This is a genomic window from Paenibacillus sp. OAE614 (assembly GCF_040546645.1).
GTDB classification, from domain to species: domain Bacteria; phylum Bacillota; class Bacilli; order Paenibacillales; family Paenibacillaceae; genus Paenibacillus_AQ; species Paenibacillus_AQ favisporus.
Genome location: NZ_JBEPOD010000001.1, coordinates 1040450 through 1062230 on the forward strand (window position 1 = coordinate 1040450; position 21781 = coordinate 1062230).

16 protein-coding genes and 1 pseudogene are annotated in these 21781 nt (G+C 56.4%); 10 read left to right on the forward strand and 7 right to left on the reverse strand.

Going from position 1 to position 21781, the window contains the following annotated elements; all coding sequences use genetic code 11:
- Positions 1 to 58 precede the first annotated feature (58 nt).
- Both ABIE48_RS05275 and ABIE48_RS05280 read left to right on the forward strand, forming a co-directional pair.
- The gene (locus tag ABIE48_RS05275) at positions 59 to 658 is read left to right on the forward strand and encodes a phospholipase D-like domain-containing protein (RefSeq protein ID WP_192715141.1); all 600 of its coding nucleotides are present in this window, start codon (positions 59 to 61) and stop codon (positions 656 to 658) included.
- A 109-nt stretch (positions 659 to 767) separates the two neighbouring features.
- Entirely contained in the window at positions 768 to 1397 is a 630-nt protein-coding gene (locus ABIE48_RS05280) for a nitroreductase family protein (RefSeq protein WP_192715140.1), read from the forward strand.
- A 135-nt stretch (positions 1398 to 1532) separates the two neighbouring features.
- On the opposite strand, the gene ABIE48_RS05285 is transcribed toward ABIE48_RS05280, so the two are convergent.
- Entirely contained in the window at positions 1533 to 2423 is an 891-nt protein-coding gene (locus ABIE48_RS05285; RefSeq protein WP_192715139.1) for a LysR family transcriptional regulator, read from the reverse strand.
- A 161-nt stretch (positions 2424 to 2584) separates the two neighbouring features.
- Between ABIE48_RS05285 and ABIE48_RS05290 the strand changes: the two genes are divergently transcribed.
- From ABIE48_RS05290 to ABIE48_RS05300, 3 genes and pseudogenes are all read left to right on the forward strand, one after another.
- Complete coding sequence (locus ABIE48_RS05290; RefSeq protein WP_186326011.1) at positions 2585 to 3808, forward strand: amidohydrolase; 1224 nt, start codon at positions 2585 to 2587, stop codon at positions 3806 to 3808.
- A gap of 106 nt (positions 3809 to 3914) precedes the next feature.
- Positions 3915 to 5139, forward strand: a pseudogene (locus ABIE48_RS05295) (amidohydrolase).
- 351 nt (positions 5140 to 5490) lie between these two features.
- Positions 5491 to 6255: a class I SAM-dependent methyltransferase gene (locus ABIE48_RS05300; RefSeq protein ID WP_192715137.1), complete on the forward strand. Its 765-nt coding sequence runs from the start codon at positions 5491 to 5493 to the stop codon at positions 6253 to 6255.
- A gap of 227 nt (positions 6256 to 6482) precedes the next feature.
- Here ABIE48_RS05300 and ABIE48_RS05305 read toward each other — a convergent pair whose 3' ends face one another.
- A complete protein-coding gene (locus ABIE48_RS05305) occupies positions 6483 to 7502 on the reverse strand; it encodes an aldo/keto reductase (RefSeq protein ID WP_192715136.1) in 1020 nt (339 codons plus the stop codon).
- A 367-nt stretch (positions 7503 to 7869) separates the two neighbouring features.
- On the opposite strand from ABIE48_RS05305, the gene sigZ reads away from it, so the two are divergent.
- From sigZ to ABIE48_RS05325, 4 genes are all read left to right on the forward strand, one after another.
- A complete protein-coding gene (gene sigZ / locus ABIE48_RS05310) occupies positions 7870 to 8616 on the forward strand; it encodes an RNA polymerase sigma factor SigZ (RefSeq protein WP_354518444.1) in 747 nt (248 codons plus the stop codon).
- 152 nt (positions 8617 to 8768) lie between these two features.
- The gene (locus ABIE48_RS05315; protein ID WP_354518446.1) at positions 8769 to 10751 is read left to right on the forward strand and encodes a stalk domain-containing protein; all 1983 of its coding nucleotides are present in this window, start codon (positions 8769 to 8771) and stop codon (positions 10749 to 10751) included.
- A 182-nt stretch (positions 10752 to 10933) separates the two neighbouring features.
- Positions 10934 to 11545, forward strand: coding sequence for a TetR/AcrR family transcriptional regulator (locus ABIE48_RS05320; protein WP_145159952.1), 612 nt, complete (start codon positions 10934 to 10936; stop codon positions 11543 to 11545).
- Between the two features lie 84 nt (positions 11546 to 11629).
- Positions 11630 to 12838, forward strand: coding sequence for an MFS transporter (locus tag ABIE48_RS05325; protein WP_076170343.1), 1209 nt, complete (start codon positions 11630 to 11632; stop codon positions 12836 to 12838).
- Between the two features lie 207 nt (positions 12839 to 13045).
- Here ABIE48_RS05325 and ABIE48_RS05330 read toward each other — a convergent pair whose 3' ends face one another.
- From ABIE48_RS05330 to ABIE48_RS05350, 5 genes are all read right to left on the reverse strand, one after another.
- Positions 13046 to 13756: a rhamnogalacturonan acetylesterase gene (locus tag ABIE48_RS05330; RefSeq protein ID WP_192715134.1), complete on the reverse strand. Its 711-nt coding sequence runs from the start codon at positions 13754 to 13756 to the stop codon at positions 13046 to 13048.
- Between the two features lie 95 nt (positions 13757 to 13851).
- The gene (gene uxaC / locus ABIE48_RS05335; RefSeq protein ID WP_192715133.1) at positions 13852 to 15273 is read right to left on the reverse strand and encodes a glucuronate isomerase; all 1422 of its coding nucleotides are present in this window, start codon (positions 15271 to 15273) and stop codon (positions 13852 to 13854) included.
- A gap of 52 nt (positions 15274 to 15325) precedes the next feature.
- Positions 15326 to 16813: a UxaA family hydrolase gene (locus ABIE48_RS05340; protein WP_192715132.1), complete on the reverse strand. Its 1488-nt coding sequence runs from the start codon at positions 16811 to 16813 to the stop codon at positions 15326 to 15328.
- Positions 16814 to 16824: 11 nt separating this feature from the next.
- Positions 16825 to 18234, reverse strand: coding sequence for a tagaturonate reductase (locus ABIE48_RS05345; protein ID WP_192715131.1), 1410 nt, complete (start codon positions 18232 to 18234; stop codon positions 16825 to 16827).
- A gap of 120 nt (positions 18235 to 18354) precedes the next feature.
- Complete coding sequence (locus tag ABIE48_RS05350) at positions 18355 to 19353, reverse strand: LacI family DNA-binding transcriptional regulator (protein WP_192715130.1); 999 nt, start codon at positions 19351 to 19353, stop codon at positions 18355 to 18357.
- A gap of 161 nt (positions 19354 to 19514) precedes the next feature.
- Here ABIE48_RS05350 and ABIE48_RS05355 point away from each other — a divergent pair, with 161 nt between their 5' ends.
- Complete coding sequence (locus ABIE48_RS05355; protein ID WP_192715129.1) at positions 19515 to 21758, forward strand: helix-turn-helix domain-containing protein; 2244 nt, start codon at positions 19515 to 19517, stop codon at positions 21756 to 21758.
- Positions 21759 to 21781: the final 23 nt, after the last annotated feature.

Consider the following 21781-nt stretch of genomic DNA (forward strand, 5'->3'; position numbering starts at 1 on the left):
AAAAGAATGTTATTCTACCTGTACGCCAAAATTTCCATGTTTTGAAGGAGGTCATCCGATGAAAGCCATCAACAGTTCCGTGTCCGCCATTCTGCTGTGTGCCGCCGTTTCCGGCTGCTCCGCTGCGTCGGATGAACAACAAGGGCAAGGAAGCTCTGCTCATGACGGTGCAGTAACAGAAGGCTCTGCTGCTGACGTTCAAGCCCTGTTCACGAGCGAAGGCGAACGTCCGGAGAAAGCGATCGTACAGCTCATCAAGGAGGCCAAATCCTCGCTGGATATTGCCGTATACAGCATCAGCTACGAGCCGGTTGTGACGGCGATCATCGATGCGGCGGACCGAGGGGTTCAGGTACGGCTGATTACGGACCGGGCGCATGCGGAAGAAAAAGGGAAACAGAAGAAAGCGCTGAAGCGGATCCGGGAAGCCGGCGTTCCGGTCAAGGTGAATGCGCATGAAGGGAAGATGCATCTGAAAATGCTGATTGCGGATCAAAGCCGGGTGGAGGCTGGATCGATGAATTATTTGGAGTCCTCTGCCCAGGAAAATGACGACGTCGTGCTGATGATCAAGGATGCGGCCGTTGCCGCCAAATTTGAGCAGGCGTTCAGCCATCTGTGGGACGATGCCGGTCGTTTCACGGACTGGAGCGGGTGATATGTCAGAGGTCAGAACATTTTTTAAATTGTAACTTACTTTTTTACAGTTAGTATGATATGATAACTTCATAGTAAGTTGGAAATTTATACATACGGAGGCGAACAGCATGACGTCCTTTACAGACCTTGTCAAAGCAAGAAGATCCGCCAATAAATTCGACCCGAGCGTAACCATCAGCCCGCAGGAGCTGGACGACATGTTCAACCTCGTCAAATTTGCACCCTCGGCCTTCAACCTGCAGCACGCTCATTACGTTCCCGTCATCGATCAAACGAAGAAGGAACAGGTGCATGAAGCAGCATTCAAGCAGTACAAAGTGTTAACGAGCTCGGCCGTCATCGCCGTATTGGGCGATCTTGAAGCCTACCATAATGTGGGACCGATCAACGAAGGGCTGCTCAGCCTTGGCGTTATCGACCAGCGCGAATTTGAGGAAACGGTCAGCAGCGTAACAGACATGTATGAAAGCAGTGGCGACACGTTCAAGCGGGATGAGGCCATCCGGAACGCCAGCTTGTCCGCGATGCTGTTCATGCTGATCGCCAAGGACCGGGGCTGGGACACCTGTCCGATGATCGGATTTGATCCGGAAGCGCTGCGGAAGGTACTGAACATTCCGGACCGGTATGTGCCGGCCATGCTGATTACGATCGGCAAGGAGGATACGGGCAGACAGAGACCGCGCGGCTACCGGAAGCCGGTGGCGGAGTTTGTGACATACGACGGGTTTAACTGATTAAAAAAGAAGCGTCGGCTGTTCCAACGTTTTTTACGGTAAGTCATTGCTATCATTCATAAAGAAGTGTCAAGCCAAAGCCCTCTCCGGTATGCGGAAGGGCTTTTTCGTTTGCCATCCTTTGCTTATACACTGTCATTCCCTTGATGCAGACGGGGAGATCATATCGATAAAATGCCGCGCCGCCTGGGACAGGTGGTGCTCCTTCAGCCAGATCAAAGCATACGGCGATGACAAGTCCGGGTCCGCGATTCTCGCAATCTGGACATCATGGCTGGCATGAAGCTTTACGATCGTCTCAGGGACGACCGCTGCCCCAAAGCCGCTGGACACTAAAGATAGCAGCAGAGGAATGTCCGAGCATTCGGCGATGATTCGGGGCTCAAAACGGTGCTTCGCGCAGGCCATCAGGACGGTGTAGTGGACGCCGAGTCCTTCCGTGCTCGGAAGGATTAGGGGGTAGTTTCGAATCTGCTCAAGCGGGATCTCCGGAGCAAGAGGCTCAGGGATAAGCTGCCTGGATGACATCAAATAAAAGGGTTCTGTATTCAAATGAAGCACCGAGAATTCGTCCAGCGCAAGCGGAAGGCGGATGATCGCGAGCTCAAGCACCCTGCTCTTGACCATGCTGCACAGCTGGGCGGATTCGTTCTGCTGGATTTTGTAGGTGACCTGCGGATAGTTCTCCTTGAACCGCATCAGCGTATCGGGGAGGTCCACCGACGACAGGGTGTTGATGCCGATGCGGAGTACCCCTTTAAAACCGCTGCCGATCTCCTGAACCTCGGTTTTGGCTTCGTCCACCAGCTGCAGCAGCTTCAGGGCGTAGCTGTACAGTGCCTTGCCCGCTTCAGTCAGCTCCAGATGCTTGCCGCTCCGCTCCACAAGCGTCGATCCAAGCTCGTCCTCCAATGCTTTTAACTGCTGGCTCAGCGGAGGCTGTGACATGTGCAGCCTTCGGGCTGCGGCGGAAATCTGTTTTTCCTCTACGATGATCGTAAAATACCTCAGCTGCCTGACATCCATGGGTCATCCCTCCAGTCATTTCTGCTCAATGTATATATAAAACCTTTGTATTTCAAATATTATAAATATTTTTCATATATCAAATCCCATGTTAGCATACGGGATATGAGGCAGGGAAGTCTGCGCTTCTATCGCAGGACCACCAAAGGAGGAAGGGCTTGATGGAACATTCATCATTATGGCTGACCTATGTCCGGCTGGAGACCGGCTGGCGTTACGAAGGAGACGCTGTCAGCGGCACGGAAACCGCTTTGTACCATATCCGCATTTCGGAGGGGAGCATCGCCGAAATCCGGCCCGCGGACGGGTTGCCGGATGACGGCTTTCCCCAAACGGATATGGGCGGGGCGCTGATGCTTCCGGCGATGCGGGACATGCATATTCATTTGGACAAAACGTATTACGGCGGCCCATGGAAAGCACCGGGACCGGCGCCCAAAGGCATCTTTTCCCGGATCGAGGAGGAGGAGAAGCTGCTGCCCAAGCTGCTGCCGACGGCGCAGCATCGAGCGGAGCGGCTTATCGAGCTGCTGCTTGCGTCCGGGACGACGCATTTTCGCACCCACTGCAACATCGATCCGGTTGTCGGGCTGAACAATCTGGAAGCGACGCTGCGGGCGGCCGAGACCTATAAGGACCGCGCCACCTTCGAGATCGTGGCGTTTCCGCAGCACGGGCTGCTGCGCAGCCAAGCGGCCGGCCTGGTGCGGGAGGCGCTGCGCAGCGGGGCTTCCCTGACAGGCGGCGTCGACCCGGCCACCGTGGACGGCGATATTGAGAAGTCGCTGAACACAATGATGGAGCTCGCCGTAGAGGCGGACGCCGGGGTCGACCTACATCTGCACGATCCGGGCCACCTGGGCGTGTTTACGATCCAGCGCCTCGCGGATCTGACCGAGCAGGCCGGATGGCAGGGCAGAGTCACGGTCAGCCACGCACTGGCGCTGGCGGACATTCCGCCGGAGGAGGCGGCTGCGGCAGCTGCCCGGATGGCGAACCTTGGCATCTCGGTCACGTCGTCCGTACCGCTCGGGCGGACGATTCCGATCCCGATGCTGGCAAAGCAGGGGGTTCGGGTGGAGCTGGGGCATGACAGCATCACCGATCATTGGTCCCCGTTCGGCAAAGGGGACAGCCTGGAGAAGGCCGGAACGCTTGCCGAGCGTTTCGGCTGGGGCAGTGAGGCGGCGCTTGGAGCCAGCCTCGGCTTTGTGACTGGCGGACGGACCCCGCTGGACGGGGAAGGCCGCCAGGTGTGGCCGATGCCGGGGGACGAGGCCAGCGCCGTCTTTGTGGACGCCAGCTGCTCGGCGGAAGCCGTGGCAAGGCGGGCAGCGAGGAAAGCTCTGCTGCATCAGGGCAAGCCCGTTTTCGGTATGAAATAGACATGAGGGTGTAACTTCTTTTGAATTTTTTTCACCCCACAGAATGAACTAAATACAATTTGAAACTTTTAGTTCAATCTATAGAATAGAAAGGATGTTGATATCGATGCAATCAGCTCTTTGGCTTACCAACGTCCGCCTGGAGAGCGGACTCCAAACCGACAACGGCGTGGTGACCGGCACGGAAACAGAGCTGTGCCATCTCCTGATCCGGGACGGCAAGATCGCGGATAAAAATTCCGGCGAATCAGGCGATTACGGACGATCTGCCGCGGCTGGACGCCAAGTCGAATCTGGCACTTCCTTCTTTTATCGAGAAGCACTGCCATCTGGACAAGACGCTGCTCGGTTCCAAGTGGCGGCCGGTTACGCCGGCAAAGCATATTTTTGACCGGCTGGATGAGGAAAAGCGCCTGCATGCGGAGCATGCCGTTTCCATCGCCGAGCGGGCTTCCCTGTATCTGGAGACGGCGCTGCGATCCGGAGTCACTCACGTCCGGACCCATGTGGACATTTACCCGGAGGCCGGCCTCAAGCAGATGGAAGAGGTCCAGAAGGCGCTTCAGGCGTTCGATGGCAAGCTGACGTATGAAATCGTCGCTTTTCCGCAGCAGGGGCTCCTGCGCTCGCAGTCTGCCGAGCTGGTGCGGGAAGCGCTGCGCAGCGGGGCGTCGCTCGTCGGCGGGGTCGATCCGGCGACGGTCGATGGAGATGTGGAACAATCCCTGCGGACGATGGTGGAGCTTGCGGCCTCCGAAGGCGCGGGGATCGACCTGCATCTGCACGACCCGGATCATCTCGGGTTGTTTACGCTGAAGCGTCTGGCCAGCCTCACCCGGGATGCCGGTCTGGCGGGCAAGGTTGCTGTCAGCCATGCGTTCTGCCTCGGCGACATTTCCGCCGGGCAGGCCGAAGCAGCCGCAGACATGCTTGCGGAAGCCGGGATCGGCATCATCACGAGCGTGCCGATGAACCGCAAGTTTCCGCCCGTACGCCTGCTGCAAGGCAGGGGCGTATCCGTGTCGGTCGGCTGCGACAACGTCTTTGACGTATGGTCGCCGTTTGGCACCGGCGACATTCTCGAGCGCGCCGGCCGCCTCGCCGAAATCTCCGGCTGGGTGAACGAGCAGGCGCTCGCGCAGGGCCTGCAGTACATCACGGGCGGAGTAACGCCGCTTGATGCCGAAGGCCGCCAGGCTTGGCCGCGGATCGGCGACGAGGCGAGCCTTGCGCTGGTCGACGCGTCGTGCTCGGCCGAAGCGGTCGCCCGCAAATCACCCCGGGTGGCTACATTGTTCCGGGGGAACGTCGTGGCCGGAGCGCTGGACTGAAGCAGTAGGTCGGGCCGGTCCTTGCCGTGCGCTGGACTGACTGAAGCCAAATAGACAGCTGGGCTCTGCGGGCCGGGGGAAAAACACGAGAGCTGTCAGCCTCTGCGATGCAGGGTTGACGGCTTTTTTGTGCTTGCGGTTTGGCGCTTGAGGGGATCTGCGGACAGATGAGATGACTTCGCTTATCTAAATTAGGTCTTGCAACAATACGCGGCGTTTTCTATAATCAAGACAGTAATTAATGGAACTTTGTTTCATTGTATGAAACATATTATCGAGAAGGTACAGCAGGATGCAGGTCCGTGGTTCGATGCGAGGGCATGATCTAATGTTGCTAAAGGAGCGTGAAGCATGATGAGCAGTGACAGCAAGGCAAGATTTTCAAACCGGGTGGAGAACTACGTCAAGTACCGTCCAAGCTATCCTGCGGAGGCGGTGGATTACCTCTATTCCGTGGTCGGCATGACCGCCGATTCGGTGATTGCCGATATCGGTGCGGGCACCGGCATTTTCTCCAAGCTCCTGCTGGAGCGGGGCAGCAAGGTTATCGCCGTGGAGCCCAACGCAGCCATGCGGGAAGCGGCGGAGAAAGAGCTCGGCGGGTCGCCGAATTACCGCTCGCACGCCAGCGCTGCGGAAGATACCGGACTGCCTGCGGACGCGGTCGATTTCATCGTGTGCGCCCAATCGTTTCATTGGTTTGATCGTCCGGCCGCGCAGGCGGAGTTTCACCGGATCCTGAAGCCCGGCGGCAAAGCCGTCCTGATCTGGAACTCCCGGCTCACGAGCGGCACGCCTTTTCTGGAGGGATACGAGCAGCAGCTGCGTCTGTACAGCAACGATTATGAGAAAATGACCCACAAAAACATTTCCGGAGCGCAGCTGCAGCCGTTTTTCCGGGATGGAGGCATGCACACCGCGGTATTTGGCAACCGTCAGCTGTTTAATCTGGAAGAGCTGATAGGCAGGGCCATGTCGTCTTCCTATGTGCCGGCCGAGGGCGAGCCGAACCATGAGCGGATGAAGCAGGGGCTGCAGGAGCTGTTTGAGCAGACCCAGGTGGACGGGAAGGTCAGCTTCGATTACGAAACGGAATTGTTCTGGGGTGAAGTGTAGCGGAAGTTTCGTCCCGGCCCGGACAGCACAAAAGCCGTGGATGCCCTAGCTAATAGACGCAGGGCTCCGCGGCTTTTTGCGATATTTAGAGACTGTTCAAGATCATGAGAAAGTAATAAATATCTTAGTCAGGCTGAACCATTTCTGCTAGCAGGAAAGTCTCCCGCTGAACGCGAACGCGGGTCCGCCTCATGTAAACCCAGCTCGATGGCATATGGCTCCAAGTTTCAAGGATGCTTGCGGATAATCGAATCATCCTCTTCCATAAAGGGCCACGCCGGATATTCGATCGGCAGCCGGCTCACCTCATCCAGACGGGCCAGCTCGTCATCTGTCAGCACGATCCCGCTGGCTTCGAGGTTATCCTGCAGCTGATCCGGGCGCTTGGCGCCGACGATCACGCTGGTCACCGCCGGCTGGTTCAGCACCCAGGCGAGGGCGATGCGGGCCACTGTAGACTCGCGGGTTTTCGCGATGTCCTCCAGCACGTCGATGATGGAATAGGCTTTATCCACATCTACCGGCGGAAAAGCAAACTTGGTGTGCCGGTCCTCGCTGTTTCCGGTACGCGTGCGGGCGTATTTACCGGACAAGAAGCCGCCGGCAAGCGGGCTCCATACGAGCAGGCCCATGTTCTGATCCTTCAGGACGGGAATGATCTCCCTTTCGATGTCACGGCCGGCCAGCGAATAGTAGGACTGGCTGCTTTTGAAAGCGTGCAGGCCAAGTTCCCTGGAAATGCCCCGGGCTTTCATCAGCTCCCAGCCGGTCATATTGGAAGAGCCAATGTAGCGGACCTTTCCGCTGCGGACCAGGTCGTCCAGCGCCCGCAGCGTCTCTTCCCAATCGGTCAGCTGGTCCGGGTTATGGATCTGATACAGGTCAATGTAGTCCGTGCCGAGCCGTTTCAGGCTTTCCTCGACCTGGCGCATAATATGCAGTCTGGACAAGCCGAGGTCGTTCGGGCCGCTGCCCGTACGCCCCCTCACCTTGGTGGCGATGATGACGTCCTGCCGCTTCGCTCCAAGCGCTTTGCCGAGAATTTCCTCTGAGCGTCCGCCGGCGTAAATGTTGGAGGTATCAAAAAAGTTGACCCCCGCGTCGAGCGCCTGCCACACAAGCTGTGCAGCGTCCTGCTCTCCTAGCCCGCCGAAAACGCCCCATTGTCCGCCGCCGCCAAACGTCATGGCTCCCAGCCCGATCTCCGATACCAGCACACCTGTATTTCCCAACAAATTGTATTTCATTTTTTATCCCTCCAGGTTTTGTTTTAAGAGATCAGAATGTAAGCTTCAGTGGTCATACCATCTTGATCTCGCAAGAAAAACTTTCGCTAAACGCGGTCTGTCTTTTGCGAATGTACGTCGGTAGATGTTTTTGTTAAGAGATCAGAATGGCTTTTCAGTGGTCAAACATCCCGATCTCGCAAGAAAAACTTCCGCTAAACGCGGTCTGTCTTCTGTGAATGTACGTCGATGAATGTTATTGTTATATTGATGGAGACGGAGAAACCCGATCAAAGACGCAAAAGTGCGGGAATTTTTTTAAAAAAATTTATATTAAACGCAGGATAAATATAAAAAAGCCACGTTCTACGGGGAAGGAGATGTCATAATGCAGGATAGACCAGCACAGGAAAAGGGATGTGAACCGAAGCAAATACACACAGCCGTGAACCATTCCGCGATGACAGAAGACCAGGCCGGATACACGGATGCTGCAGGATGGAAGGCTAATGGCTGCCGGCCGGCGATCACGCCGGAAATGCTGTGGGATCAATATCACGAGCCGATTTCCGCTTTCGTCGCGCGCCGGACGAATCGCCACCCCGATACCGAAGATATCGTGCAGACGGTCTTCATGAAGGCTTACCTGCATCTGCCGGAACTGCAGGACCCGGATCGGCTTCGGGCCTGGCTGTATCAGATTGCCCGGAATGCGGTGACAGATCACTTCCGCAAGGAGAGACGGATGGATGAACTTCCGGAGCAGCTGCCAAGCGTTGCGGAAGAGGACAGCGAAGACTACTCGCAGGAGGCGATCTGCGGGATGAAAGGCGTTATTCCTTACCTGCCGGATAAGTACCGGGAGGCGGTTGAGCTCTCCGAACTGAAAGGGATGTCGCAGAAGGAACTGAGCGAGAAGCTTGGCATTTCCTATTCGGGCGCCAAATCCAGGGTTCAACGGGGCCGGGAAATGGTGCGGGAATTGATGAATAGCTGCTGCACGATCCAGACCGACGGCTACGGCCGCATCATTGATTACCGTGTGAATTTGCCCAAACCGGTCGTCTACGGAAGGGTTGCCAAGAAGCCGGCACGGCGAAAAGCATCGACCCGGGCGGAGCGTAAACATATTTGAGTGGGTCAGCGAATGTTGTTATTCCTTTCATTTGTAAGGAACACGTCACAATAATGAGTGGCGTGTTTTTTGATTTGAAGGGATATTTTACCATGGTGTCGAATCATACAAGGATTTGCCTAAATATGACATGACAAAGAGGGGTTATGAACTTGAATGTAACATGGAAAAGAAGGCTGTCCACGATTGCGCTGGGCGCCTTGATGATGGGTGCCGTCCCGACTTTCGGCCATCAGACGGCTTTTGCCGACGGGGCTCAGCAGTTGCAGATTAAAGACATCGCCGGCAAAAATACGTATCTGATGAGTGACGGCTCGATGTGGTCTATGGTCGACGGAAACCGGACCATCTATACGAAAGGCTCGGTCGAAGAGATTTCGGGGAACGTATACGAAGGCCTGGGCATTACGCGTGACGGCCGGTTGGTTGAATGGGATATCGGCATGAAGCCGCATGTGGTTGAGGGGAAAAGCGGAATCAAGCAGGTGTCCGGGCCGTACCGGCTTCAGGCCGATGGTACCGTCTGGGCCGGTGATAGCAAGCTGAAGAATCTTAGCGGCATAACGCTGATTGGCTACGGGGAGAAGGATTTTGCCGCATTGACACAGAGCGGAGAGCTGTTGTTCAAGGATCCGTACAAGACCGATCAATACAAAAAAGTCGGAACCGTAAACAATGCCGGATCGGTCAAGTCGATGGCCGTGCATGATGACCGCGTCGCTCTGCTGTACACAGGTGGAGAAGTCGTGGTCTATCAAATGTCGAACTTTGACGACAATGGCCGGGTTATCCCGGTAACCATTGCTACTGATGCGATACATATTTCTTATGTTTCCGCAGAACCAACCGACGTGCTGATCGTGACTCGCAAGGATGGAACCGTATGGCAGACGGGAGAATACTCCAACCGCTGGAAATTGACCACGCAGGTTCAGGGGCTGAGCAACGTGGTCAAGACGGCGGTAGATGCGTATAAGGATGACTTGGCCGAAGGCATTTACGCGCAGCGTGCCGACGGGACATGGGTCATCAGCAAGGACGGCGAGGTCCAGCCGGTGGAGGTGCCTGCCGTTAAGGCGGTGTCCATGTCCGTCTCCGATAAGAGGCCGTATGTTGGCGATACGGTACAGGTCGATATTCAAGAGACGTATACCAACGGGGCCAAACTGAAGGTGCCTCTGAAGGAAGCGCAGCTTGACATGGACAAGCCTTACCTGCTGAAAGTGCAGCCTGACGGCAAGCTGAAAGCGGCCGGCGTAGGCGAGACGAAGCTGACGGTGACTTCTGGCAGCGTCTCCACCAGCGTAACGGTGACGGTCAGCCTCCGCGATCCGTTGAAATATGCCAAACAGGTCAAGGGAACCGTATATCTTCCAGCCAAGACGGTGTTCAAGGCGCTGGGAGGTACGGCTGAGGTATCGGGCGGTACTTGGAACGCTGCTCTCGGGGATGCGAAGCTGTCATTTAAGGCCGGCAGTCAGGCAGCCCAATTTAACGGCAGTAATCTGACATTAAAAGCATCGCCAATCATCGACAAAGGCGAAACGTACATTCCTGCCTCCCTGCTTGCCGATACGCTGGGTGCCAAGGTAACCTGGGATGCCAAATGGCGGCAGGCCGAAGTTGCACTCGGTCAGGGCAAGATGACGATCGTCTCTCAAGACACTGCAGGCTTGATTAAGAAAGCAATGCAGGGCAGTCTGGCCAAATTCATCGGGAAAACGTATTGGGTGAACGACTTTGATGGCTGGGAACGGTTCTCCAAAGTCACGGTGACGGATGTTCTTCCAACGGACACGGGAAGCTTTGTCGTTGTTTTCAAATCGGCTGCTGGAAAAACGCTGAAGAGCTACGCCATGAATACCTCGGAAGTGACGCAGTTGTTTGCCGACTCGACGTACTTTTTGAAATATGATCCCTATACAAAGTATAAATGGTCATCTTCGGTCTGGAGCCAGATCAAGGCGGGCAACGTAACGCTTGGCATGACCAAGGAGCAGGTGCTGCTGTCCTGGGGAAATCCCGCCGCTAAAGATATCCAGTCCGTGAACGGAACGAAGATCGAGACCTGGGGCTGGTCCAATTACGATGTTGTCTCTTTCATCGATGGCAAGGTTACATTAATAATCATGTAACGGCTGGAACAGCAATCATTTGAGCCGCCAGTCCATTTACATAAACCGGAGCCGGGCACACCGGCGTCCGGGTTTTTTTAGATCGTGTCACAGGAAAAATAAACTGCGGCTTGCCATGAAAAAAGTGCCGTGCTACAATACTGACTGAACGTTCGGTATATATATGTATTGGAGTGAGCGTCATGAACCAGAAGCAGCTGCAAAGCGAACAGACCAAGAGGAAGATTGCAGATGCCGCCCGCGCGCTGTTTGTTCAAAAGGGTTATAAGGCGACTTCGATCGAAGATATCGTGGCCGCGACCGGGAGCAGCAAAGGCAACATCTACTATCACTTCAAGAGCAAAGAAGGATTATTCCTTCACCTGCTCGAAGAGTGGGACCGCGAATGGGAACTGAACTGGGAGCAAAACGAGCACTTGTATAAAACCACTACCGAGAAGCTGTATGCCGTGGCGGAACAGTTGGCGGCTGACGACTTGAACCATCCGCTCACGAAGGCAGCCGATGAATTTTTTCATAACGAAGAAAAGACATCCGAAGTGGAATCCCGTATGGCCGAGATGAAGGTCAAGCATTTGGCGTTTAATCAGAACCTGCTGCAGGAAGGAATCGACCGCGGCGAATTCATGCCGGGCGATGCCGAGCGGCTCGCGGCCGTGCTGGAAGCGATTTTTTTCGGCGCCAATCAGCTGTCACGCAGATTAAATCCTGAGAAGACGACCCTGCTGTACCGGGATGCCGTCACTGTTTTTTTGAACGGAGTGGCGACGGATAAGCAAGTAAAAGAACGATAGCGGAGAATGGTCTTCGTTATCTCACGCCATAATACATAACGAACGTTCAGTATAAATGCTGAATTTGCTTACGGAGGCTTTTTTATGTCGCTGCTAGTTAGAAACCGGGGAGCCATTCTGCTCCTCATGCTCAACAACTTCATTATTTTTACGGGCATTGGACTTATCATTCCAATTATGCCGAGTTATATGAATCTGCTGCACATTAACGGAAGCGTGCTGGGCCTGCTGGTCGCGGCCTTTTCCATTACGCAGCTCGTCTTTTCGCCGATCGCCGGAAGGCTGTCGGACTCCATCGGCCGCAAAAAGGTCATCCTGGCCGGACTGCTGCTGTTCGCCGTGTCGGAATGGTTGTTCGGCGCATCCAGCACGCTGCCTTTTCTGTTCCTGGCGAGAATGCTGGGCGGGGTGAGTGCGGCTCTGGTTATGCCGGCCGTCATGGCCTATACCGCTGACGTCACAAGTGAGGAAGAGCGCGGGAAAGGGATGGGCTTCATCAACGCTGCCATCACGACCGGTTTTATCATCGGACCCGGCATCGGCGGATATCTTGCCGAATATGGCATTCGGGTTCCTTTCTACGCTGCCGCGGTCGGCGGGCTGCTGGCCATGGCGGTTACCGCGTTCTTCCTGCGTGAGGTGCCGAAGGCCGCGCAGACCAGTGACGGATCGGATACCAAGATGGCACCGGCCGGATTGCTGCGCCAGCTGGCAGGTGCCTACCGGGCCCCTTATTTTATCAGTCTGATCGTCGTGTTTGTCGCTTCGTTCGGACTCGCCAATTTCGAGACGGTGTTTGGGCTGTTTGTCGATCATAAATTCGGCTTTACGCCTAAGGATATCGCCTTTATCATTACGTTTGGCTCGGTCTGCGGGGCGGTGGTGCAGATAACCATCTTCGGCTGGATCCTGAACCGGTTCGGAGAGAAAAGAGTCATCACGCTCAGCATTTTCGTATCGATCCTCTTTATTATTTTCACGCTGCTTGTGCATACGTTCTGGCTTATGGTCGCCGTGACCTTCGTTCTGTTTCTGGCGATGGATATTTTGCGCCCGGCCATCGGGACGCAGATGTCCAAGTTTGCCAATGAGGAGCAGGGTTATGTGGCGGGGCTGAACTCCGCGTTTACGAGCCTTGGCAACATTATCGGCCCGATCATTGCGGGGGCGCTGTTTGACATGAATGTGAATTATCCGTACATTCTCGCAAGCATCGTGCTGGTGTTTGGATTCCTGCTGTCCTTCAAGTCCCGGGAAACGCAGTATGAGCTGGAGTCCAGATCGGTGCGTTAATTCAGAAACAGGTTAGAATGATGTATAAATAAACACCGGAATATTATGATGAAAAATCCTCCGAGCCCTATGGGGCACGGAGGATTTTTTTTGCGTCTATTAGCGGAATAAAGCCGCAAGTCATGGCCATGGTCCCTGTGAATCCGCGACGGCTTTAAGCTTGCGGACAGACAACGGCCATCCGTAAGCAGGCAGCCACTCGCCGCATCAGCTTGTCGGGGCAAGGTTGCGCAGCAGCGGGTGCAGTCCGGGCAGCGCTTCGCACTGCCGGATCGTTTCCGCCGCGAGACCGGCGATTTCCCGGGCACCCCGGTCCGAAAAGTGCGTGTCGTCGTCGGTCCCATCGGGATAATTGGGATGTGACCCGGCAGGCAGATGCATAAACAGATGCTTCGACTCCTCCTGGCCCATCCGGTGATACAGCTGCTGGGAAGCTGCAAACAGGTCGAGCAGCGGCGCGCCGGTCTCCCGGGCGGTTTCGCGCATCGCCTCGGGGTAAGGACCGACAGCGTCGGGATCCGGCAGTCCCTCCGCCGTAAAACGGCGGCGGCTGACGGAAGTCAGCAGGACGGGGATGGCGCCGCGCGAGCGGGACGATTCGATAAACCGCTTCAGGTTGGTGCGGTATTCCCCGCCGGGAGCAGGATCCGCGAAGCGCGAAGGATCTTCCTGCTTCTGATCGTTGTGGCCGAACTGGATGAACACGTAGTCGCCGGGCTGAAGCTCGTTCTCCACGGCGGCCCAGCGGCCCTCGGCGATAAAAGAGCGGGTGCTGCGCCCGTTGATCGCCCGGTTGTCTACCCGGATCGCCGGATCCAGGTGCTGCTGGAGGTATTCGCCCCAGCCGGTCATGGGCTTCTCGATGGCGCCCTTCAGGGCGGCCGTGGAATCGCCGACGATATACAGCGTCATGGTCATAGTACGGAGTCCTCCCTTTCTTTTACCAGAGAACAAAAAGTGGTCTGATGGCATGGCTCGGGGTGTTATCGCCCAGCATTGCCTCACGCTCATGCTTAGGAGCGCAGCGCTTCGGGAATGCCGAGCTCCTTGAAGCCGAAATACCGCTCCGCGTTGCCGTAGGCGATATCTTCCACGATTTGTCCGAGCAGGACTTCATCGTCAGGCGCTTCCCCGCGCTCGGCCCACTCGCCGATCAGCTCGCACAGCACGCGGCGGAAGTATTCGTGCCGGGTATAGGAAAGGAAGCTGCGGGAGTCGGTCAGCATGCCGACGAAGTTGGCCAGCAGGCTGTTGTCGGCGAGCAGGGTGAGCTGATGACGCATGCCGCTGCGCGTGTCGTTGTACCACCATCCGGAACCGAGCTGGAATTTGCCAGCCGTATCCTTTTGATAACAGCCCATCAGGGTCAGCAGGACGGGATAATCGTTCGGGTTGAGCGAATACAGAATCGTCTTCGGCAGGCCCTGGCCGCATTCAGCACGGTCGAGCAGCCGGGACAGCGGGCCGGCCAGCGGCAGGTCGTTCAGGGCGTCATAGCCGGTGTCAGGCCCCAGACGCTTGAACATCGGCGTATTGTTGTTGCGGAAGGCATGGATATGCAGCTGCATCGTCCAATTTTTGCTGTGGTACAATCCGATCAGCGCGCTCAGCAGCTCCGTGCGGTAAACGGTGATTTCCTCCAGGGAGAGCGTCTCACCGGCCACCCTTTTCGCAAAAATGCGCTCCAGCTCTTCCGCACTGCCCTCATGATAGCGCAGCACGTCGATCGCATGGTCCGAGAGCCGGCAGTCCTGCTCATGGAAAAAGTCGATCCGCTGCTTCAGGGCGTCCAGCAGTTCGGCATACGTCGTGACCTGCTGGTCTGCGGCTTGCGCAAGGCGCTCCAGCCAATCGGTAAAACCGGGAGCGTCGATGTTCAGCGCCTTATCGGGGCGGAAGGCCGGGAACACGCGGAAGCCGGTATCCTCTTTTTTCAGCAGCTGGTGATATTCCAACGAATCGGCAGGATCATCGGTCGTGCAGACGACCTTGACGCCAGAGTTCTTGATGATGTTCCGCCGCCGGAAGTCATCCGTCGCCAGTTTGGCGTTCACCTGTTCCCAAATCCGCGGGGCGGATTCTTCGTTCAGCAGCTCGGTAATGCCGAAGAAGCGGCGCAGCTCCAGATGGGTCCAGCTGTACAGCGGATTGCCGACCGTTTTCGGGACGGTCCGGGCCCATGCCAGAAACTTGTCGTAATCGGAAGCGTCGCCAGTTATATGGGATTCCGGGATGCCGTTCGCCCGCATTAACCGCCATTTGTAATGGTCCCCGGCGAGCCAGGCTTCGGTCAGGTTGCGGAAGTTCTGGTTGTCATAGATTTCCTTGGGGTCGAGGTGGCAGTGATAGTCGATGATCGGCATGTCTTTGGCATGCTGATGAAACAGCTTGCGGGCGGTATCGGTCGTCAGCAGAAAATCGTCGTTCAAGAACATGGTCCACAGCTCCTTTGGATAAAATCGAAATGGATTTAATCGTCCAGTGACATCACAGGGTAACCCCGGTTTTAAAAATAGCCAGCTCCCGTACGTCGTTTTGCTCGTTCCGCGTTTGTTGGCCGCTCGCCACCTGGATCAGGTAGGCGATGAATTCCTCCAGCACTTCCTGCATCGGACGGTCGAGCAGTGAGCCGGCGTTAAAATCCATCCAGTGCTTCTTCTTGTTGTAGAGGTCATGGTTGGTGGCGATTTTGACGGTCGGGACGAAGCTGCCAAACGGCGTGCCCCGTCCGGTCGTGAACAGCACGAGCTGACAGTCCGCGGCGGCGAGAGCGGAGGACGCAACCAGATCGTTGCCCGGCGCCTGCAGCAGGCTGAGGCCCTTCTTGCGCAGCTTCTCGCCGTACTGCAGCACGTCGACGACCGGGGCGGTGCCGGCCTTTTGCGTACAGCCGAGCGATTTGTCCTCCAGCGTGCTGATGCCGCCGGCCTTATTGCCTGGGGACGGATTCTCGTACACTGGCTCTCCGTAGGACATGAAATACTGCTTGAAATCGTTGATCAGCGAGGTGATGCTTTCGAATACCTCGCGGTTTTCGGCACGGGCCATCAGCATGCGCTCGGCGCCGAACATCTCAGGCACCTCGGTCAGGATCGTGGATCCGCCCTGCGAGATAAGAAAATCGGAGAAGGCGCCGAGCAGCGGGTTGGCCGTAATGCCGGAGAAGCCGTCGGAGCCGCCGCATTTGAGGCCGACGTTCAGCTCGCTGAGCGGGATCGGCTCGCGCTTGTCGAGGCTTGCGGCTTCATACAGCTCTTCGAGCAGGGCCATGCCGGCTTCGACCTCGTCACCGACCTCCTGCGCCACGAGGAATTTGACGCGGGACTCGTCGTAGTCTCCGAGCAGTTCACGGAACTCGGTGACGATGTTGTTCTCGCACCCGAGACCGAACACGAGCACGCCGCCGGCATTGGGATGATGGACCGCGTCCAGCAGGATGCTGCGGGTCTGGCGATGGTCGTCGCCCAGCTGCGAGCAGCCGTACGGGTGCTTCAGGATCGTGACGTTGTCAAAGGGACCGAGGTCCGGGTGGACGGCCTTGAATTCCTGTAGGATCAGCTCGGCCACGCCGTTCACGCAGCCGACGGTCGGGACGATGTACAGGTCGTTGCGGATCCCTGCCTTGCCATTGGCCCGCCGGTACCCTTCAAAGGTGAGGCCCCGGTTCGGGTAGGAAATCGGATGAAGGTCCGGCTGGTATTCGTACTCTTCCTCACCGTCCAGGTTGGTCCGGAGATTATGCGTGTGCACCCAATCGCCAGGAGCGATCGCGGAAACCGCATGGCCGATCGGATACCCGTATTTGATCACCATATCGCCTGGGGGAATCGCCGTCAGGGCGATTTTGTGGCCTTGCGGAATTTCCTGGGCGGACTCCAGCTTCACGCCGTCCACTTCCAGCGGTTCCCCGGCTTGAATCGGCCGGAGGGCAACGGCGACGCTGTCCCGCGGGTTCAGTTTCATCAATGATTTCATGTCAATCCTCCTCAGGTCAGTTGATGGAGCGAGGCCCGGACGCCTTCGCGTTCCAGCAGGCCGATATGCTCCCTAAGCAGTGCTTCAAGACCCGGAACTGCCGTTAAATCCATGCCCCACAGCCGTTCTTCCTTCAGAATGCCGGTAACGAACGATTCATGGTCGGTCCAGTTCCGATCGAATGCCTCCAGCACTTCCGGCACATCGCGGCGGGCGACCTGGTCGCCGCGGTAGGTTAGGAGGAGTGCGGCGAAGGAGAGGACGAGCAGGCGGGGAAGCTTCCCCTGGGCCTGCTGATAACGGATCAGCACCGGCAGCAGGCGGGCCGTGAATTTCGAAATGCTGTTCAGCGAGATCGATGCCAGCTCATGCCGGATCAGCGGGTTGTTGAACCGCTCGCGGATAGCCGCCGCGTATTCGAGCAGCTCGGCCCGCGGCAGCTTCAGCACCGGCAGGATTTCGTCTTCCATCAGCTCCTCGACGAAGCGGCCCAAATCGCTATCCTTCATCACGTCCTCGACCGTTTCAAGCCCGGCAAGGAGGCCCAGGGGCACCATGGCCGTATGCGGGCCGTTGAGAAGGTGAACCTTGCGCTCGCGGTAAGGCGACAGGTCATCCGTGACGATGACGTTCAGCCCGGCTTCGGCAAGCGGAAGCTTCTCCCGCAGCCACGCCGGCCCTTCGATCACCCACAGATGATAGGGCTCGGCACTGACCATGAAGGGGTCTTCATAGCCGAGCTTCTGCTCCAGGTCGTCTGCCTGATCCCGCGGGTACCCCGGAACGATGCGGTCAACCAGGCAGGAGCAGAATGTGTTGGCGTCCGTGACCCAGGCGGCAAACGCATCGCCAAGCTGCCAGTCGGCGGCATGCTGCAGCACGAAGCGGCGCAGCTTCTCGCCGCTGTCCTCGATCAGCTCGCAGGGGAGGATGATAAAGCCGGCTTTGCCGAGCTGGAACCGCCTGTAGAGCAGCTCCGTCAATTTGGCGGGAAAGCTGGAATGCGGAGCGTCCTCCCGGCGCAGGCCGGCCTCATACACAATGCCGGCTTCGGTCGTGTTGGAAGTGATGAACTCGAGTTCGTCCTGTTCGGCCAGTTTCAAGTACGTCTCATAATCCGTATAGGGATTGATGACCCGGCTGACGGTGGCGATAACTTCGCTCGAATTGACCAGCTGCCCTTGAAGCCGCCCTTTAAGCAGTACGGTGTATAAGCCGTCCTGCTCCATGAGCGAAGTGCTCTTGCCGTGCGCGGTCGGCTGCACGACGACGGCGCTTCCGTTAAACAATCCCTTCAGATTCATCTGCTGCATCTGCCAGTTCACGAAAGCCCGCATAAAGTTGCCGCCGCCAAACTGGATCATGCGCTCGGGCAGGGCGGGGAGATCGGGAAACAGGCTGCGGGAAAGACGTGGTGTCATACGTATTTCATGCCTCCTTTAGAGATGATGGATATTATGCACACGTTAACATTTTGGCGTAAAAAAATCATGTTTGAATTATCGTCCTCGAAAAAAACGAGGGCATTACAGCTGCCCCTCCTAGGTGACAGCCGCAACGCTTTGCCGCATGATCAGCTCTGTCTGGACAAACAGCTGTTCCGGCGCCGAGTCCGGCTGCTCGAGCCGCTCGATCAGCTTGATGGTGCCGAGCTTGCTGATATCGGCAATCGGCTTGCGGATCGTTGTCAACGGCGGGTACGTATACTGCGAGAACAAAATATCGTCGAACCCGATCAGCGACAGCTGTCCGGGAAGCGCGACGCCCCGCGCGTAGCAGGCATTCAGCGCGCCGATGGCCATATCGTCATTCGAGCAGAAGACCAGGGTCGGCGGATCGGACAGAGAGAGCAGCGACATCATGGCGTTATAGCCGCTTTCGACCCCGTAGTCCCCGGCGGTGAAATAGTCCGGAACCAGCGGGAGGCGGTGGGCGATCAGACTGTCCATGAATCCCTGCTTCCGCTCCGTTGTCGACTTGAAGCCGGCCTTGCCTTCGATGATGGCGATCTTCCGGTGACCGAGGCCAATGCCATAATCCAGCGCCTCCCGGACGCCTTCGCGGTCATTGGCGACCACGTTCAGAATGCCGGGGTCATCCAGCTGGCGGTTCAGGACGACGAAGGGGATGCCGCTCTGCTTCAGGTGATAGATGAAAGCGTTGTCCGCTTCGCTCTGGCTCATGACGAGCACGCCGTCGAAACGCCTTGGCGTTATAGCATCATAGTGCCGGATGCTGTCGATCCCGTGGACGGTCAGGCTATAGTTCTCGTCGAGCACCTGATGAATGCCCTTGATGGCGTCCACGAGAAAGCTGGCCGAAGTTCCCTGGTCGATGCTGGAGAAGAACAGGCCGATCGTGTAGGACTTCTTCATCACCAGGCTCTTGGCGCTGTAATTGGGAATGTAGTTGAGTTCGGCGGCGATGCGTTCAATGCGGTCGCGGGTTTCCTTCTTGATGAGCGGGTTGCCGTTCAGCGCCCTGGAAACAGTTGTATGCGATACCCCCGCAACGCGCGCGATGTCTTTAATCGTAATCATATGACCTCGTGGACATGAAATATTTGTTAACGGTTTCAGTTTAAGTTCAGACAGGGTTCAAGTCAATATGATTCCGGAAAAATGCACACGTGAATCATATTGTCAACCCAATCATGAAAACGCTATAATTGGAAACAAGAACGGGCTAAAGGAGCATCACAATGAAAAAAGGCCGCATGTTTTATAAAACGTTTATTCCCATTCTGGTCCTTGGGATCGGACTCGTCGTCAGTTTTGGCAGCTACATTTATATCAATACGACCCACTCGGTGATCGACCGGGTGGCGGGCAGCAAGCAGAGCTTTATTACCCAGACCAAAAATTCGCTTGAGCAGAAAATCCAGACGATCGAATACGCCTTTAATACATACAGCACGACGAGCTCGTTTGATGCCGTCGTAAAAAGGCCGATCACGGAACAGGATTTCGAAGAATACCGGAACGTCAATACACAGCTGAACTATATCGCCACGATGGGCCTGGAAGGGACCGAGTATTCGCTCATCAGCCTCGTGCAGAATTGGCAGATTACGAGCGGAAAGCTGTCCTATTTGACGGATGCCGACCGACGCAAACTGTACGAGGCCTACATCGATAACAAAGACAAAGGGCTGTTCTGGATCAAAACGGATGACGGCATCCGTTTCGTGAACACGCTGCCGGTCTTTTCCAAGCAAAAGCAGGCGATCGCCCTGTCGGATATTTCCCGGTCCACCCTCGACCGGATCCTGAAGACCGAGGACAATGCGCCGGTCATTATTTTGAACAAACAGGGTGAGTTGATGTACGAGACCGATCCTGACAAGCAGCTGCTGTCCGCTGACCAGCTTGGACGCATCGTCCAGTCGGCCGGGGAAGATCACCGGGCCGGCAGGCTGAAGGTAACGGCATCCGGGCGCCAGTCGGCTGAAGCGATTTATGCAAAATCCAGCTACAACAATTGGATCTATGTGACGCTGCTGGACCAGAAGGAAATTTCCGGCGCGCTCAAGACGACCAAATACGGAATCATGCTGATGGTGGCCGTCATTACGCTGCTGATCATCGTGGTGGCTTACGGCATCTCCGTTTATTTCACAAAGCCGATCCGCCAAATCCAGCGCAGCCTGCCGCGCAGCTCCCATTTGCCGTACAAGAACGAAATCGAAGGCATCCTTCATTCCATCGACACGATCGTCACCGAGAAGGAAAACCTGGAAAGCATGATGGAAGCCGAGCTGCCCCAGCTGGAAACGCAGCTGATCCTGAACCTGTTCCGGAACCGGGTGTCCCCGGAGGAACTGGAGCGGATGCTGCCGCGGTTCGGGTATCCGGAACTGACGCAGCCGTCGTTCGTCGCGATGCTGATTCAGATGGACAGTTACGGCGGCCGGGAGGCGTCGGACCGGGATATGCTCCTGCTTGCCATCAACAAAATGGTCGAGGAAGTCGTGCCGAAGGAAGGGCGCATGCTGCCGATTATTTTAAACGACAACACGCAGGCGACCATCCTGACGTTTACAGACCAGGAGGAGCAGGAGATTCGCAGGCAGGTGCTCTCCTATTCGAAAACGATTATGATAACGGCGCGCGACTATTTGAACTGCTCCGTCAGCTTCGGCATCAGCAAGACGTACCGCCATCTGTGGGAGAGTAAAGAGGCTTGCGAAATGAGCAAGCAGGCGCTCCGGCACCGGCTCAATCTGGGCAAAGAATCGATCATCTTCTATGAAGATATCGAGACGGTCGTCTCGGGACCGGTGCTTCTCCATTATCCGACGGAGCTGGAAACCCAGCTGTTCGACGCGATCCGGCTGGGCGATGAGGAGCAGGTTCCCCGGGCGCTGTACCCGCTGCTGGCCGAGATGATGAAGAAGAACAAAAACTCGATGAATTTTGAAGTGGCCCTGGTGCGTTTCGTCAACAACTTGATCCAGCTGGAGCAGCTGCTCGGCGTGGAGGTGCTGCTGACGCAGGACAATCACGCGCTGTACCACCGCCTGCTCGATATCCGCAACCCGGAAGAGATCGAGCGGATCCTCGTGGAGGAAGTCATCTCGCCGATGGTGCTCAGCATGAAGGAGAAGACCAACCGCCAGTTCCGTTCCCTCGCCGAGAAGATCGCCACGATCGTCCGCACGGAGTACGACCAGGAATTGTCCCTGGAATGGATCAGCGACCGGCTTCATTATAATCCGAACTATTTAAGCAGCATTTTTAAAAAGGAGTTTGGCATGACGTTCAGCGAATACCTGATGAATTACCGGCTGGAGATGGCCAAGAAATGGCTGGTCGAAACGGACATGACAATCAAGGAAATCGCCGAGCGGCTCCAGTACCACAATCCGCAAAACTTCATCCGGTCCTTCCGTAAAAAGGAACTCGTGACGCCGGGAAATTACCGCAAAGTCAAACAGGCTCAGTAAAAAACAAAGTCTTGTTATTCCGT

Excerpts from the sequence above, each read along its gene's own strand:
- ABIE48_RS05305 (WP_192715136.1), bottom strand. The coding sequence starts at position 7,502 with ATGAAATACAATTTGTTGGGAAATACAGGTGTGCTGGTATCGGAGATC.
- ABIE48_RS05275 (WP_192715141.1), top strand. The coding sequence starts at position 59 with ATGAAAGCCATCAACAGTTCCGTGTCCGCCATTCTGCTGTGTGCCGCC.
- ABIE48_RS05345 (WP_192715131.1), bottom strand. The coding sequence starts at position 18,234 with ATGACACCACGTCTTTCCCGCAGCCTGTTTCCCGATCTCCCCGCCCTG.
- ABIE48_RS05350 (WP_192715130.1), bottom strand. The coding sequence starts at position 19,353 with ATGATTACGATTAAAGACATCGCGCGCGTTGCGGGGGTATCGCATACA.
- ABIE48_RS05300 (WP_192715137.1), top strand. The coding sequence starts at position 5,491 with ATGATGAGCAGTGACAGCAAGGCAAGATTTTCAAACCGGGTGGAGAAC.
- uxaC (WP_192715133.1), bottom strand. The coding sequence starts at position 15,273 with ATGTTCTTGAACGACGATTTTCTGCTGACGACCGATACCGCCCGCAAG.
- sigZ (WP_354518444.1), top strand. The coding sequence starts at position 7,870 with ATGCAGGATAGACCAGCACAGGAAAAGGGATGTGAACCGAAGCAAATA.
- ABIE48_RS05340 (WP_192715132.1), bottom strand. The coding sequence starts at position 16,813 with ATGAAATCATTGATGAAACTGAACCCGCGGGACAGCGTCGCCGTTGCC.
- ABIE48_RS05290 (WP_186326011.1), top strand. The coding sequence starts at position 2,585 with ATGGAACATTCATCATTATGGCTGACCTATGTCCGGCTGGAGACCGGC.
- ABIE48_RS05325 (WP_076170343.1), top strand. The coding sequence starts at position 11,630 with ATGTCGCTGCTAGTTAGAAACCGGGGAGCCATTCTGCTCCTCATGCTC.
- ABIE48_RS05280 (WP_192715140.1), top strand. The coding sequence starts at position 768 with ATGACGTCCTTTACAGACCTTGTCAAAGCAAGAAGATCCGCCAATAAA.
- ABIE48_RS05320 (WP_145159952.1), top strand. The coding sequence starts at position 10,934 with ATGAACCAGAAGCAGCTGCAAAGCGAACAGACCAAGAGGAAGATTGCA.
- ABIE48_RS05285 (WP_192715139.1), bottom strand. The coding sequence starts at position 2,423 with ATGGATGTCAGGCAGCTGAGGTATTTTACGATCATCGTAGAGGAAAAA.
- ABIE48_RS05355 (WP_192715129.1), top strand. The coding sequence starts at position 19,515 with ATGAAAAAAGGCCGCATGTTTTATAAAACGTTTATTCCCATTCTGGTC.
- ABIE48_RS05330 (WP_192715134.1), bottom strand. The coding sequence starts at position 13,756 with ATGACCATGACGCTGTATATCGTCGGCGATTCCACGGCCGCCCTGAAG.